This is a genomic window from Halopseudomonas maritima, assembly GCF_021545785.1.
Classification (GTDB): domain Bacteria; phylum Pseudomonadota; class Gammaproteobacteria; order Pseudomonadales; family Pseudomonadaceae; genus Halopseudomonas; species Halopseudomonas maritima.
Genome location: NZ_CP079801.1, coordinates 3,689,998 through 3,705,006, shown reverse-complemented (window position 1 = coordinate 3,705,006; position 15,009 = coordinate 3,689,998). Strand labels below are relative to the sequence as shown.

General features: G+C 61.8%; 9 protein-coding genes. 4 read left to right on the top strand and 5 right to left on the bottom strand.

Translation table 11 applies throughout. The features are described from left to right. Window positions 1-42 precede the first annotated feature (42 nt). From HV822_RS17110 to HV822_RS17100, 3 genes are read right to left on the bottom strand one after another with little or no spacing between them, the layout of a single operon-like run. The gene (locus HV822_RS17110) at window positions 43-951 is read right to left on the bottom strand and encodes a transglutaminase family protein (RefSeq protein ID WP_238871464.1); all 909 of its coding nucleotides are present in this window, start codon (window positions 949-951) and stop codon (window positions 43-45) included. 10 nt (window positions 952-961) lie between these two features. Next, entirely contained in the window at window positions 962-3,547 is a 2,586-nt protein-coding gene (locus tag HV822_RS17105) for a circularly permuted type 2 ATP-grasp protein (protein WP_238871463.1), read from the bottom strand. 55 nt (window positions 3,548-3,602) lie between these two features. Further along, window positions 3,603-6,923, bottom strand: a complete 3,321-nt coding sequence (locus tag HV822_RS17100) for a transglutaminase family protein (protein WP_238871462.1) — start codon at window positions 6,921-6,923, stop codon at window positions 3,603-3,605. 217 nt (window positions 6,924-7,140) lie between these two features. Between HV822_RS17100 and HV822_RS17095 the strand changes: the two genes are divergently transcribed. Genes HV822_RS17095 through HV822_RS17085 form a run of 3 tightly spaced genes read left to right on the top strand, consistent with a single transcriptional unit; the run spans window position 7,141 to window position 10,719 of the window. Next, a complete protein-coding gene (locus tag HV822_RS17095; RefSeq protein ID WP_238871461.1) occupies window positions 7,141-8,595 on the top strand; it encodes a circularly permuted type 2 ATP-grasp protein in 1,455 nt (484 codons plus the stop codon). A gap of 3 nt (window positions 8,596-8,598) precedes the next feature. Next, entirely contained in the window at window positions 8,599-9,555 is a 957-nt protein-coding gene (locus HV822_RS17090) for an alpha-E domain-containing protein (RefSeq protein ID WP_238871460.1), read from the top strand. Window positions 9,556-9,573: 18 nt separating this feature from the next. Continuing rightward, complete coding sequence (locus HV822_RS17085) at window positions 9,574-10,719, top strand: zinc-binding metallopeptidase family protein (RefSeq protein ID WP_238871459.1); 1,146 nt, start codon at window positions 9,574-9,576, stop codon at window positions 10,717-10,719. A gap of 37 nt (window positions 10,720-10,756) precedes the next feature. Here HV822_RS17085 and HV822_RS17080 read toward each other — a convergent pair whose 3' ends face one another. Next, window positions 10,757-11,134, bottom strand: coding sequence for a YkgJ family cysteine cluster protein (locus tag HV822_RS17080; RefSeq protein ID WP_238871458.1), 378 nt, complete (start codon window positions 11,132-11,134; stop codon window positions 10,757-10,759). A gap of 209 nt (window positions 11,135-11,343) precedes the next feature. On the opposite strand from HV822_RS17080, the gene HV822_RS17075 reads away from it, so the two are divergent. Further along, window positions 11,344-12,561 carry a serine hydrolase domain-containing protein gene (locus HV822_RS17075; RefSeq protein WP_238871457.1) on the top strand — a complete coding sequence of 406 codons (1,218 nt, stop codon included), beginning with the start codon at window positions 11,344-11,346 and terminating at the stop codon, window positions 12,559-12,561. Between the two features lie 69 nt (window positions 12,562-12,630). On the opposite strand, the gene HV822_RS17070 is transcribed toward HV822_RS17075, so the two are convergent. Continuing rightward, complete coding sequence (locus tag HV822_RS17070; RefSeq protein WP_238871456.1) at window positions 12,631-14,985, bottom strand: efflux RND transporter permease subunit; 2,355 nt, start codon at window positions 14,983-14,985, stop codon at window positions 12,631-12,633. Window positions 14,986-15,009 lie beyond the last annotated feature (24 nt).

Genomic DNA, 15,009 nt, shown 5'->3' with positions numbered 1-15,009 from the left:
TTGCAGCTTCAAGCCTTCAGCCTTCAGCCGTCCCTCGGGCACCTAAACCAACCTCCCCGCCGCAGTATCGCTTTGCGGCAACACATCCACCGCCACACTAAGCACATGCTCGCCGCCGCCCGTCATCACGCCCTTGAGCGGGGTGACGTCGGCAAAGTCGCGCCCCCAGCCGAGTACGATGTAGCGCTCATCCGGCACGCAACCATTAGTCGGGTCGATCTCCAGCCAGCCCCAACCGGGAACGTAGACCGCCAGCCAGGCGTGGGTGGCGTCTGCGCCGAGGAGCTTCTCCTGGCCCGGCGGCGGCAGGGTTTCCATGTAGCCGCTGACATAACGGGCTGCAAGGCCCAGCGAGCGCAGGCAGCCGATGGCCAGGTGGGCGAAGTCCTGACAGACACCTCGCTTGCTGGCCAGTACGTCCTGCAGCGGAGTGGCGACGGTGGTGAACTCAGGGTCGTAGGTGAACTCGGTAAAGATCCGGGTGTTCAGCTCCAGCACGGCATCAATCAGGTTGCGGCCCGGCGAGAAGCTGCTGCGGGCAAACTCGGCCAGCTCGGCGCTCTGATAGACAAAGGGCGAGCTGAGCACATACAGCCGCGCATCCAGACAATCACGGTTGGTGCGACGCGGGTCCTGACGCAGCTCCAGCACCGCCTGCTCCCAGGCGATGCCCGAGAAGATGTCAGCCAAGGGTCTGGGATGGGTGATAATTTCACTGCTGACGCTGACGTCCAGGCTGTCATGCAAGGATTCGATGGAAAAATACACCACCCGGTTGCCGAAAAAATCAGTGCGCTCGCGCTGGCGGTCAGGACGTGGGCTGATCGTCAGCTGACTGTTGCTGCACTCCTGCCAGGGCAGCAGCCGAGGCAAGATGCGCGCCTCGTTCTGGCTCAGGCTGGCCGGACCGCTGTATTGATAACGGGTACTGTGGCGTAACAGGTACTTCACCGGAAACCTCTCAGGCCTGGCCGCTGTAGTGCATGCTGACCAACTGGCGTGGCGCCTCAACATGACTGAAGTGACTGTGGGTAATGGCGTTGGACAGCTCGGCCATTGGCTGGATCAACTGGTCAAGCAGGTTGTTCAGCGCTTCGCGCGCCGATGCCGAGCCCTCCAGGTCCGCCAGGGTCTCGATATCGACCAGATGCAAGGCGCTGGTGGCCTGAATGATCAGCCGTTGCTCCTGATTGCGGTACGGTGAGCTGCCTGGCGAGGGCAGTTTGGCGATTTGCGAGCCCAGGCGCTTGAGCATATAGCCGATAGAGCGCGGGTTGGCCTCATCGAACAACAGCAGGTCGAGAATCGCCAGCGGGTGCAGCTGTGAGCGGTAGCGACGGCGGTACACGGTCAGGTTGTCGGTGGTCGCCAGCACCACTTCCCACAACGGAATGCCGGGCTCGTCGGCGGTCAGCAGAGCCAGTTTGAGCAGCTCAAGCGAACCTAGAGCACGCTCGAGAAAACGCCCGATGTCGAGAAAGCGCCAGCCATAGTGATGCGGCATGGTTTCGTTGCACAGACCGAAGAAGGCAGCCAGATCCAGCACCATGGCTTCCAGATGACGCTGCCCAACCACCACGCCCCGCGTGCGCGACATGCTGTTGAAGTGTTGCCGCAGGCTGTTGATGGCGCGCCAGGTGTCGTCACCCAAATGATCGCGCACAGCGCGACTATTGCGCACAAAGTGGCCGAACAGCACCGGCAGGCCATCGGGCAGATCATCCGCGAACAGCTGCAGCAGGCGATCACGGGTGGCGATGTACTCACGCGAGAACCGGCTGCTGGCAGGTGCTTCCCCTTCCCGCTCAGCCAGGTCCAGCGGAATCTCCAGGGCACGCAACAGGTCAGGCATCAACTGCGAACCGCCCTCCTGCCGATCATCCTGCAGCAGCCGCGCCAGCGCCTCGCGCAGCAGCCGCCCTCGGGTATCCAGGCGCTCGCCATAACGCCCCATCCAGAACAGGCTTTCTGCCACGCGGCACGGCAGGTCTTTGCCGTCACGGGTGACAACGATCGGCCCCAGCGCCTGCCGCAACAAGCTGATATGCGGCTGCGGCACCGGCGCCATCACCCAGATATCCTTCACCAGCCGACTCTTCATCAGCGGCGCACCTGGCTCACCGACCCAGGCCAGACCACCCGGCATGACGCGATAATTTCGCTCATTGACCGGTTTGGTCAGATCATCAGGCTCAACCAGGCTGAAAAACCGCAGCGTCGCATTTTGCCGCTCCAGCGTACCCGTTTGCGGGTTAAAGCCTGGGGTCACCGCCGCTTCAACAGGCCGTTGGGCGGTGAACAAATAAGGATGCCGCTCCATGCTGATACGCAGGTCGCGCAGCGCCTCAAGGCCCATTTGATCGGCATGGTAGACGCGCCCAGGCTTGCTGATATCACGCAGAATCCAGCCGTCGATCTCTGTCTTAACCTGCTCCAGTGAGCGAGGATCGCCACACCAGAGGGTTTCTCGGCAAGGCAACAACAGCTCCTCGCCCAGCAGTGCCTGGCACAAGCCTGGCAAAAAAGCCGACAGCCCCGGATGCTCCAAGATGCCCGCACCCAGCGCATTGGCGATGTGCACATTGCCACAGCGCGCAGCCTGCAGCAGCCCCGGCACCCCAAGCAACGAGTCCGGGCGCAGCTCCAGCGGGTCACACCAGGGGTCGTTGATCTGGCGCAAGATCACATCCACCTGCTTGAGTCCGCCCAGGGTGCGCATGGCAACCTGACCGTCACGCACCACCAGATCGTCGCCCTCAACCAGCGAGAAGTTCATGTAGTTGGCCAGCCAGGCATGCTCGAAATAGCCGGGGCTACCCGGGCCCGGCGACAACAGCACGATATTGGGTTGCTCGCGCTGCCCATTGGCGAGACTGGCCAGACAGCGGTGCTGCGCCTGCAGAAAGCCCGCCAGCCGCTTGATTGGCGCCTCGCGGTAGATACTTGGCAAGGCGCGCGCCAGGGTAATGCGGTTCTCCAACGCGTAGCCGGCGCCGGCGGGAGACTGGGTCCAGTCGGCCAGCACCTGCCAACCGCCCTGGCTGTCGCGCACCAGGTCAGTGCCGTGGAAGATCAACAGAGGCCGCTCGACTTGCGGCGGGTCATCCGCTGCGGAAAACAGAAACCCGGGGTGGGTAAAGATCAGCTCGGGTGGCAGCAGCCCTTCGCTGATAATGCGCCGCGCGCCGTAGAGGTCATCCAGAATGTGCTCAAGCAGGCGGCTGCGCTGGCGCAGCCCCGCCTCCAGTTCATCCCACTCCTGGGTACCGACCACCCAGGGCAGACAGTCCAGCTGCCAGGAGCGCAGCTGGCCCGGATCGTCTTCGTAGGGGTTGAAGGTAACGCCGTTCTCGTGCAGCAGGTTCTGGATTTCTTCCCAGCGCCCGGCCAGCACGTCCGGGCCAAGGCGCGCGACGTCTTCCAGCAAGGCCTGCCAAGGCGCACGCGGCTGCAGATCTTCGCCCAGCAGCTCGTCGTGCCCGGCGTGTCCTGCGTACTCGCCGAGAATGGCCTTGACGGCAGACCCCAGATTGACAGCTTGTTGCATGCAACGCTTCCCGGTGACGGCTGAGAATCAGCAGCCTGATGTGTGAGGCCGTCGATTATAAACCAGGAGTGCGCACCCCGGCGCGCCGCAGATCGAGGGTATGCGGGTACTCTTGTCCGGGCGCCTGCTGGATCTCTGCCATCGCCCCCTGGGTGTGACCGTAGTCCCAGAACCGCGCCATGCGCCGTGCCTCGGCTTCATTGGCGTTGATCGGAAAGCGCTCGAAGTTGCGTCCGGCCGGGTGCACCACATGATAGGTGCAGCCGCCCAGCGAGCGCGCATTCCAGGCATCCACCAGATCAAACACCAGCGGCGCCTGCACGGCGATGGTCGGGTGCAACGCTGACGGCGGCTGCCAGGCGCGGTAGCGCACCGCCGCCACCGCCTCGCCCGCCACACCGGTCGCCTGCAGCGGCACCCGGAAGCCGTTGCAGGTCAATACGTGACGCGCCGGGTTGTAGTCCTGCAGCTTGACCTCAAGCCGTTCGACCGAAGAGTCCACGTAACGCGCCGTGCCACCACCACTGACCTCCTCGCCCAGCACATGCCAAGGCTCGATGGCCTGACGCAGGGTGATACGCGTGTCGCCGTATTGCACCTCGCCGGCGTGGGGGAAGCGAAACTCCAGAAAAGGCGCGAACCAGTCTTCTGCAAAGTCAAAGCCGTGCTCGCGCAGATCCGCCAGCACCTCGCACAGGTCACGCCAGAGGTAATGCGGCATCATCCACTTGTCGTGCAGTGCGGTGCCCCAGCGCGCCAGCGGCTGGCGATACGGGTTGGCAAAGAACCGCGCCACCAAAGCGCGAATCAGCAGCTGCTGCATCAGGCTCATGCGCGCATGCGGCGGCATTTCAAAACCCCGCAGCTCCAGCAGCCCAAGGCGCCCGGTGGCACTGTCGGGCGAGTACATCTTGTCGACGCAAAACTCGGCGCGGTGGGTATTGCCGGTGATATCCGTCAGCAGGTTGCGCACCAGGCGGTCAACCAGCCAGGGTTGCGGCACTTCACCTTCCGGCATCTGCGACAGTGCGATTTCCAGCTCATACAGCGCCTCGTAACGCGCCTCATCCACCCGCGGCGCCTGACTGGTCGGGCCGATAAACATGCCGGAAAACAGATACGACAGACTCGGATGGTGCTGCCAGTAGGTCAGCATGCTGGCCAGCAGATCAGGCCGGCGCAGAAACGGCGACTGGGCCGGCGTGCGGCCGCCCAGGGTGACGTGGTTGCCACCGCCGGTGCCGGTATGGCGGCCGTCGAGCATAAACTTCTCGGTGCCCAGACGGGTCTGGCGCGCCTCTTCGTAGAGAATTTCGGTGTTGCGCACCAGCTCCGGCCAGCTGGCCGCCGGCATTATGTTCACCTCGATGACACCCGGGTCCGGGGTGATCATGAATTTTTCGATGCGGTTATCCGAAGGCGGCGCATAGCCCTCAATGCACACCGGCATATCCAGCTCGGCGGCCGTGTGCTCAATGCACGCCAGCAGCTCCAGATAGGACTCAAGGTCGGTCAGCGGCGGCATGAAGATAAACAACTTGCCGTCACGCGGCTCGATGCACAGCGCGGTGCCGATAACCCCGCTATCCAGCAGCTCGGGCAGCTGTTCCTGCCAATCCTGCCCTTCGGCCATATGGTGCATGCCGTCCAGCCGATAGCTCTGCAGGGCGCTGTAGCGGCTGGCCACCTCACCGTGCAGGTCGGGCAGCGGTGCTGCGTCGTCAAACAGCGACAGCGGCTGCGCTTCTTCACGCCGGGCAATGGGCAGAGACGAAAGCGGCAGGCGCAGCCCCATGGGCGAATCACCCGGCACCAGATAGAGCTGCTCGCGCCGCAACGGCCAATCGCCACTGAGCCAGGCGCCCTGCTCTGCCCGTGTCAGCGGCAAGGTATAGCCCACGGTGCGGTCGAGCCCGCGCTCCAGCAAGCGCGCCAGGCGCAGTCGATTTTCGTCGTCCTTGAGGTCCTCACCGCGCAGGTCAACATCAATCGGCTGGGTACGCTCCAGCCAGAGGTAGTAATAGGCATCTTCAAAGCAAGGCAGCAAATGCTTGCCCGACACACCGAGGCGGCGCATCAGCGCCTCGGCAAAGCGCTTGGCACTGTGTTCGTCCACGCCGTAATCGCGGTCCACGTCAGCCAGCCAGCGATCGTCCTGCCACATCGGCTTGCCGTCACGACGCCAGTAACAGGCCAGCGCCCAGCGTGGCAGCGGCTCGCCCGGATACCATTTACCCTGCTGATAATGGATCAGCGAATGGGGCGCAAAATGGGGTCGCAGTCGGCGTAGCAAGCGTTCGGACAGCCCCCTTTTGGTCGGACCTTGCGCCGCAATGGTCCATTCTGGTGCATCCATGTCGTCGATAGACACGAAGGTCGGCTCGCCGCCCATGGTTAGACGCACATCCAGCTCATCCAGGCGCACATCAACTGCCTCGCCCAGCGCCAGAATGTCCTGCCACTGACGGTCACTGTAGGGTTTAGTCACGCGCGGATCTTCGTGCACCCGCGTAACGCTCATGGCAAAGCCAAACTCCACTTCACAGGGGTCGCTGGCGCCAGTGATGGGCGCGGCACTAGCCGGCTCAGCGGTGGCCGCCAGCGGCAGATGCCCCTCGCCCGCCAACAGGCCTGACGTCGGGTCCAGGCCGATCCAGCCGGCACCGGGCACGAACACCTCGGTCCAGGCGTGTAGATCGGTAAAGTCGGTTTCGGTCCCTGAAGGACCATCCAGCGCTTTGACGTCGGCGGTCAGCTGCACCAGATAGCCAGAGACAAAGCGCGCCGCCAGCCCCAGCTGTCGGCAGATATGTACCAACAACCAAGCTGAGTCACGGCAGGATCCGCTGGCCAATTCCAGGGTCTGCTCGGGCGTCTGCACCCCCGGCTCCATGCGAATACCGTAGGTAATATCGTTGGCCAGCCGCTGATTGAGGCTGACCAGAAAATCAGTGATTGAGCACTCTTCGCGGCTGACAGAGGTAAGCCATTTGCTCAACAAGGGCCCTGGCTTGGGGCTTTCAAGGTAAGGCGCCAACTCCTTGCGCAGGCCGTCCTGATAATCAAAGGGGAACTGTTCGGCGTACTCCTCGACAAAGAAATCAAAGGGGTTAATTACCGTCATCGGGGCAACCAGCTCTACTTCGATAGACAGGTGGCGCATCTTCTCTGGAAACACCAGGCGGGCCACATGGTTGCCAAAAGGATCCTGCTGCCAGTTGATGAAGTACTCACCTCCGCTAATCTTGAGGCTATAGGCATCAACCGGCGTGCGGCAATGCGGCGCCGGACGCAGGCGTACCAGGTGCGGCGACAGCGCAACCGGCTTGTCGAAATCGTAGGAGGTCTGGTGCCTTAGTGCTACGCGGATTGTCATGACAGATGATCCCGATCAAGTGTGCGGCCGTGCCCGCGACAGTAGAAGCAATGGCTGTGCCAAGGCACAGCGATACTCAACCCTTAACACAGGTGGGTGACAATCTTCGCTGCCGCCTGTAATAACGCGCTGAACAGGACCGTGCCCCGATCCAGTGCGTCTGGTATGGCAATTGCAGGTTGCACACCGACCTTTCCCTGGCGAATAGAGTAGCTGAATGAGTAAAGTAAACTGGGACGATTACACTTCGAAGGGCTTTTACGACGAACTCATCAAGGCACCGGGACAGCCCCGCGCGGAGGCCGAGCTGTTGTGCCAGTATCTCGCCGATCTCGACGCCCGCGAGCTGAACGAGCACAAGACCGCAGCCGAGGTGGCCATCCAGCTGATGGGTATCACCTTTACCGTGTACACCGAAGGCAGCATGATCGACCGGGCCTGGCCCTTCGACATCGTGCCACGCATCATCCCGCTGGCCGAGTGGCAGAAGACCGACGCCGGGCTCAAGCAGCGCGTACAGGCGCTGAACATGTTTATCGACGACCTCTACCACGACCAGAAAATCGTCAAGGATGGCGTGGTGCCCAGGGAAGTGCTGGCCCAGTCGGTTAACTTCCGCCCCCAGTGCGTCGGCATCTCTACCCCGCACAACGTATGGGCCCACATCTGCGGCTCGGACCTGGTGCGTGACAAGGACGGTACGCTCTACGTTTTGGAAGACAATCTGCGCGTCCCCTCCGGTGTGTCCTACATGCTGGAGAACCGCAACGTCACCAAGCGCGTGATGCCCGACCTGTTTGCCACCGGGCTGATCCAGCCGGTCGATGACTACACCGCCCAGCTGTATGACATGCTCGCCTCGCTGTCGCCGCGCCCCGGCGACGACCCGAGCATCGTTATCCTCACCCCCGGCATCTACAACTCGGCCTACTACGAGCACTCCTATCTGGCCCAGCAGATGGGCGTGCAACTGGTCGAGGGCACGGACCTGGTAGTCGGTGACGACGACTGCGTCTACATGCGCAAGATCGACGGGCTGGCGCGGGTGGACGTGATTTACCGCCGCGTCGATGACATGTTCATCGACCCCGAGGTATTCAACCCCGACTCCATGCTCGGCGTACACGGCCTGATGCGCGCCTGGCGCAAGGGCAACGTGGCACTGGCCAACGCGCCCGGTGCCGGCGTGGCAGACGACAAGGTGATCTACGCCTTTGTGCCCAAGATCATCGAATACTATCTGGGCCAGCAGCCGCTGCTGCCGAATGTGCCCAGTTACCTGTGCATGTTCGACGATGACCGCAAGTACGTGCTCGACAACCTCGACAAACTGGTGGTCAAGCCGGCTAACGAATCGGGCGGCTACGGCATGTTGATCGGCCCGCATGCGACCAAAAAGGAACGTGACACCTTTGCCGAGTTAATCAAAGCCGACCCACGCAACTACATGGCGCAGCCGACACTCAGCCTGTCCACCTCGCCAACGCTGTGCGGCAACAGTATGGAGCCGCGCCACGTGGACCTGCGGCCCTTCATCCTGTCTGGAGAAGCCACCTGGGTTACGACCGGCGGCCTGACCCGGGTTGCACTCACCAAAGGCTCGCTGGTCGTCAACTCCTCGCAGGGCGGCGGCAGCAAGGACACCTGGATCGTTGACCTGGCGGGGAACTGACTCATGCTTTCACGTGTAGCCGAAAACATTTACTGGATGGCCCGCTACCTGGAGCGCGCCGAAGACACCGCTCGCCTGCTGAGCGTCAACAGCCATCTGCTGCTCGACCTGCCCCGCTCGACCAAGCTTGGCTGGGCCGAGATCATCGCCATCACCGGTAACGACGCCCTGTTCGATGAGCTCTACCCCACCCGCGATGAAGCCAGCGTGCTGTCTTTCATGTGCGGTGACCGCCGCTATTCCGGCTCGATTCTCAGCTCCCTGGCCGCCGCCCGCGAAAACCTGCGCACCACCCGCGACGTAATCCCGCGTGAGATCTGGGAAGAGGTCAACCAGCTGTACCTGAGCGTCAAGGACCAGGTGGGCTCTGGTATCACACCGCGCCGGCGAGACGCCTTTCTCGGCCGGGTGATCCGCAGCTGCCAAACCGTCAATGGGCTTATCGAGGGCACCCTGAGTTACACCCAGGTGCGCTCCTTCCTGATGCTCGGACGCCAGCTGGAACGCGCCGACATGACCACGCGCATCATCGACGTGCGCTCGGCCAACCTGTTGCCACGCAGCGCCGAAGACCTGAAGCCCTTTGAAACATTGCAGTGGATGAGCGTACTCAAGTCACTGACCGGCTATCAGATGTACCGTCAGCATGTTCGGTTGCGCATTCGTGGCCCGGATGTGCTTAGCTTCCTGCTGCAGGATCGGCTGTTCCCGCGCAGCGTAGCCTGCTGCATGGAACGCTTGGCCAACGCCCTGCAGACCCTGCCCAGGCACGAACTGGCACTGCAGGAGGTGGAAACCTGCCGGCAAAATCTGAGCAAACCGGATGTAACCCTGCTGGCCGCCGAGCCCGATGAGCTGCACGCCTTTGTCGATGAGATTCAGATCGACTTTGACGAGCTGCACGCAGCGATCAGCCAAACCTATTTCGCCGGCCAGGAGCAGCTGCAGAGCAGCAGTTAAGCGCGCACAGGAGGCCCAGTGAGCTATTTCGAGCAACTGCTGCAACGCAGTCGCGGACAACAGCTGTTCGATTACCACCCCAACGGCTTGCTGCAGCGCTGCAGCTGCGGCCAGCCAATATTCTTCGACAATACCCACTGCCTGCGCTGCGGTGCCGAGCTGGGCTATCTGCCAGCCACAGGCCAGTTGCTGGCCCTGCAGCCCGACGCAGAGCACTGGCAGACCCAAGGGGACAACCCGCGAGCTGTGCGCTGCTGCGCCAACCGCAAAGGCCCCGCCCAATGCAACTGGATGATTCCGGCTGAAAGCGACGCCAGCCTATGCCTGGCATGTGACCTCAACCTGACCATCCCCGACCTCAGCCAGCCGGATAGCGGCGCTCTGTGGCTGGAGGTGGAGCAAGCCAAACGCCGGCTGGTAGCCCAACTGGTGCTGCTTGGGCTGCCTGTGGTACCGCGCAGGCTGGACCCGGAGCATGGCCTGGGCTTTCACCTGCTGCGCCAGTTGCCTGGAGGGCCACCGGTAACTACCGGACACATGGCCGGTGAAATCACCCTGGATCTGGCCGAAGCCGATCCGGCCAACCGCGAGCAGCGCCGCCAGCAACTGCACGAACACTATCGCACCCTGCTTGGCCACTTCCGCCATGAGAGCGGCCACTACTACTGGGATCGGCTGGTGCAGAACAGCGACTGGCTGACGCCCTACCGCGAGCTGTTCGGCGATGAGCGCGCTGACTACCAGGCCGCCCTCAAAACGCACTACCAACAGCCCGTCAGCAACTGGCAGCAGCATTTCATCAGCCAGTACGCCAGCGCCCACCCATGGGAGGACTGGGCCGAAACCTGGGCGCACTATCTGCACATGACCGACACCCTGAACGCCGCGCTGGACTTTGGCATCCAACCCGGCAGCCTGGCCATGCAGGTCGAACCCTTCGACAGCAGCCAGCTACCGTCCTTGCCACTTGGTCAGGACGAGCGCGCCGCCTTTCTGGATTTCTGCAACCGCTGGGTGCAGCTCAGCAGCGTGCTGAACGTGCTGGCGCGCAGCATGGGGCAAACCGACATCTACCCCTTTGTGCTCAACGTCGACAGCCTGCGCAAGCTGTATCTGGTGCATGCCCTGATTGCCGATAGCAGCACTCGCACTAGCGCCGACTGACGTCACGCGCGCCGAAGCCGGCGTGCGTGCACACAGCTCAAGCTGCGATCGTCGGAATCAGCCGCGGACGCGTCGGGTTGGATGGCAGCGGGGGCAAGCCGTGGGCGGCTCTGGCGCGCTGACATTCCGGACTGTCCTGGCCGTTTTCGCCGTGGAAGGGAAACTCCCTGCACGGACTGGGGCGCTGCTCATAAATATTGCAACGCACGCCCTCCCCAACCGTGCCCAACAGGCCGACGCAGCGCGGCTTGGGCTGATTGGTGCCCTGCATGCAGGCACGGTAAGGCGTTAACTGTTCGGTAAGGTGGGTGGGTACGTCACCCCCTGGGGCACTGTCGGTTTCTCCCCAGTAAAAAGACACCCTGAATGTGGCGCAACAGGCGCCGCAGTTCAGACAGGGCGAATGGTCGCTCATTTCATCGCAATCCTCAGGCCGCTACGGTGCGCGCTTTTTACTCCGTGCCGCGCCGCCGCACAAGAGCTGCCAAGGGGTAAAAGCGACTTTATTTTGTAACGGCTATCACCTCCCCGCATGACCTGGCATTTGCCATCGCCAGCGCCTTCTGTCAGCACACCTGGCAGGCTACTATTCTGGGTTCACGCACAGCACGGATACCTCTAAAAATGGCACACAGAAACTGCATCGCCGGCGTCGATCTGGAACGGATTTCGCGTATCCGCTCCCATCTGCAATCAGCCTACATCGACGCGGGCAAGCTGCCCGGCGCCCTGACGCTGGTCGCCCGCCGCGGTGAACTGGTGTATTGCCATGCGCAGGGCCTGCGGGATGTCGAACGCGGCCTGCCGGTTGAGCGCGACACTCTCTTTCGCATCTACTCGATGACCAAACCGGTTACCTCCATCGCCCTGATGCAGCTGTACGAGCAGGGCCGCTTTCTGCTCGATGACCCGGTGCACAAGTACATCCCCAGCTGGAACAACCTGCGTGTCTACAAGACCGGTGTCTACCCGCAGGTACTGACCACCGCCTGCGAACGGCCGATGACCATCCGCGACCTGCTTACCCATCAGTCGGGCCTGACCTACGGCTTTATGAACCGCACCAACGTCGACGCCGCCTACCGCAGCCTCAAGCTCGACGGCGGCCCCGGCTTGACGCTGGATCGGCTGATCGAGGAACTGGGCCGCCTGCCACTGGAGTTTTCACCCGGCACCGCCTGGAACTACTCTGTCGCAACCGACGTGTGCGGCTATCTGGTGCAGTTACTATCCGGCCTGACTCTGGATGAGTATTTCCAGCGCCACATCTTCGCGCCACTGGGCATGCTTGACACCTTCTTCACCGTACCCGCCGACAAGCTGGCGCGCTTTGCCGCCTGCTACCAGTTCCAGCCCGGCGGCAGTTTCAGCCTGCAGGATGATCCGCAGGACTCCAATTTCAGCAAAGCGCACGGCTTTTTGTCGGGCGGCGGCGGACTGGTCTCCACCATCGACGACTATTACCGCTTCGCCCAAGCCCTGGCCAACGGTGGCGAGCTGGACGGCGCACGCATCATCGGTCGCAAGACGCTGGAATTCATGCGCATGAACCACCTGCCCAACAATCAGGACCTGCCGGGTGTCTCCGTCGGCTCCTTCAGCGAAACGCCCTACGACGGCAGCGGCTTTGGCCTGGGGTTTTCGGTCAAGATTGACGTCGCCAAGTCACAGACCAACGGCTCAACGGGCGAATACGGCTGGGGCGGCATGGCCAGCACCAACTTCTTCATCGACCCGGTAGAAGATCTGTTAATGGTCTTCATGACCCAACTGATTCCCTCCTCCAGCTATGCCGTGCGCCAGGAGCTGCGCGCCATTATCAATGGTGCGCTAGTGGACTGACCCGCCCCGCCCCCGGCACGCGCCCACAAAAAAACCGCCCGAAGGCGGTTTTTTTGTGCATCAACCCACTCAGCTACGCAGCTTGTCCGGACGGATCAGGAAGCGCGCCAGTGCAGGCAGCAGCCACAGGGCGCCGAACATGTTCCACAGGAACATGAAGGTCAGCAGGATACCCATGTCAGCCTGGAACTTGATGGCCGAGAAGATCCAGGTGGCAACGCCGATAGCCAGGGTGAAGCCGGTGAAGGTCACAGCCTTACCTGTGGTCTTCAAGGTTTCATAATAGGCTTCCTGCAGCGGCAGGCCCTGACGCAGGTAGGTCTCCAGGCGGCTGTAGATATAGATACCGTAGTCAACACCAATCCCCACACCCAGCGCGATTACCGGCAGGGTTGCTACCTTCACACCAATGCCAAGGAAGGCCATCAACGCGTTGGCCAGAACCGAGGTCAGTGCCAGCGGGATGATGATACACAGCACCGCACGGATCGAGCGGAAGGTGATCAGACACATCAGGATGACCACCGCGTATACGGTCAGCAGCATCTTGGTCTGAGAGGCCTCGATCACCACGTTGGTGGCCGCTTCGATACCAGCATTACCGGCTGCCAGCAGGAACTGCAGGTCGTCGGTGTTGTACTCGGCAGCGAACTCCTCCACTGCGGCGGTTGCGCGCTGCAGGGTTTCGGCCTTGTGGTCATCCAGGAAGACCATCACCGGCGCCAGCGAACAGGCCGAGTTGAACATGCCAGACGGCGCACGGCTGATGGCGTTGTTCAGGTTGTCCTGGTTACGCGACAGGGTCTGCCACTTCAGGTTGCCCTCGTTGTTACCCATGATCACCTGCTTGGCAACGGTCACCAGCGATACCGCTGACTGCACGCCGTCCAGGTTGTTCATGCGCCATTCCAGCTGATCGATGGCTTCCATGGTCTCGTAGGCCGAGCAGCGCTCTGCCGGCGTCTTGACCATGACCACCAGAATATCGGAGCTGGTGGAGTAGTTCTCGATGATGAACTGGTTATCGAGGTTGTAGCGCGAATCAGCACGCAGCTCCGGGGCACCCGGGTCGAGGTCGCCAATGGCGACGTTCTTGCCGTGGTAGATACCGAAGGCAAAGGCAATGATCGCCAGCACCACAGAGATGGGCGCCACCGCCGGATGGGCGAACTTGGCAATGCCCAGCCACAGCTTTTGCGGGCGATTGGCCAGGTTGCGGTTACGCTCGACCGCCTTGCGGCTGATACCGATGTAGGACATCAGGATCGGCAGCAGCATCAGGTTGGTCAGAATGATCACACCGACACCAACAGACGCAGCGATACCCAGCTCGCGAATAACTTCAATCTCGATCAGCAGCAGGGTTACAAAGCCAACGGCGTCGGAGATCAGCGCCACGATGCCCGGAATGTACAGCGCACGGAAAGCGCGGCGGGCAGCCGTTTGCGCATCGTCTGCGCCGGTGTACTCAATGGCCATGCCGTTGATGATCTGTACACCATGGGAGATACCGATGGCGAACACCAGGAACGGCACCAGAATCGAGTACGGGTCCAGACCAAAGCCCAGTGTGCGCAGCAGACCCAGCTGCCAGACGACCGCAATCACCGAACAGATCAGGGTGGTGATCGAGCTCTTGAAGCAGCGAGTGAAGATCATCAGCAGCACAAAGGTGATCGCCAGCGCAGCGCCGAAGAACATGACCACCTTGATGATGCCGTCGATCAGGTCACCGACCTTTTTGGCAAAACCAACAATGTGGATCTGGATGTTCGGATTTTCACCCTGAAACTCGGTACGGATCTTCTCTTCCAGCTGGCGAGAGAAATCACCGTAATCGAGCTGAATCAGCTCACCCTGGTTTTCCGGGTTGGGATAGGCTTCCTGCAGCGGGATATCGATGATGGTGGACTTGAAGTTGTTCGCCACCAAACGGCCGATTTCACCAGATTTGAGTACGTTTTCACGCAGCTCGTCCAGATCAGCCTCGCTCAGGTACGCCGGGCGGTTGGCTACCGGGCCACCGTCAAAGCCGTACTCGGTTACCTCGGTCCAACGCACGTTCGGCGTCCACAGCGAGCGCAGGTTGGAACGGTCTACACCCGGCAGGAAGAACACCTCATCGTTGATGCGCTTGAGGGTTTCCATGTACTCGGTGGAGAAGATGTCGCCATCCTTGATCGCCACCGCAATACGAATGGTGTTGCCGAGGTTCGGCAGATCATTCTGGTGCTCAATCATGTTGGCGATATAGGGGTGCTTGAGAGGAATCATCTTCTCAAAGCTGGTGTCGGGCTTGACCTGCGCCGCCTGGTACCCGAAAAACAGGGTCAGCAGCGAGAACAGCAGCAATACGACGATGCGGTTATTGAAGATAAGGCGCTCCACAAAAGGCGCGCTCGTCTCCTGATGATGCTTGGACATCCAGACTCTCCTGGCAGCTATTTC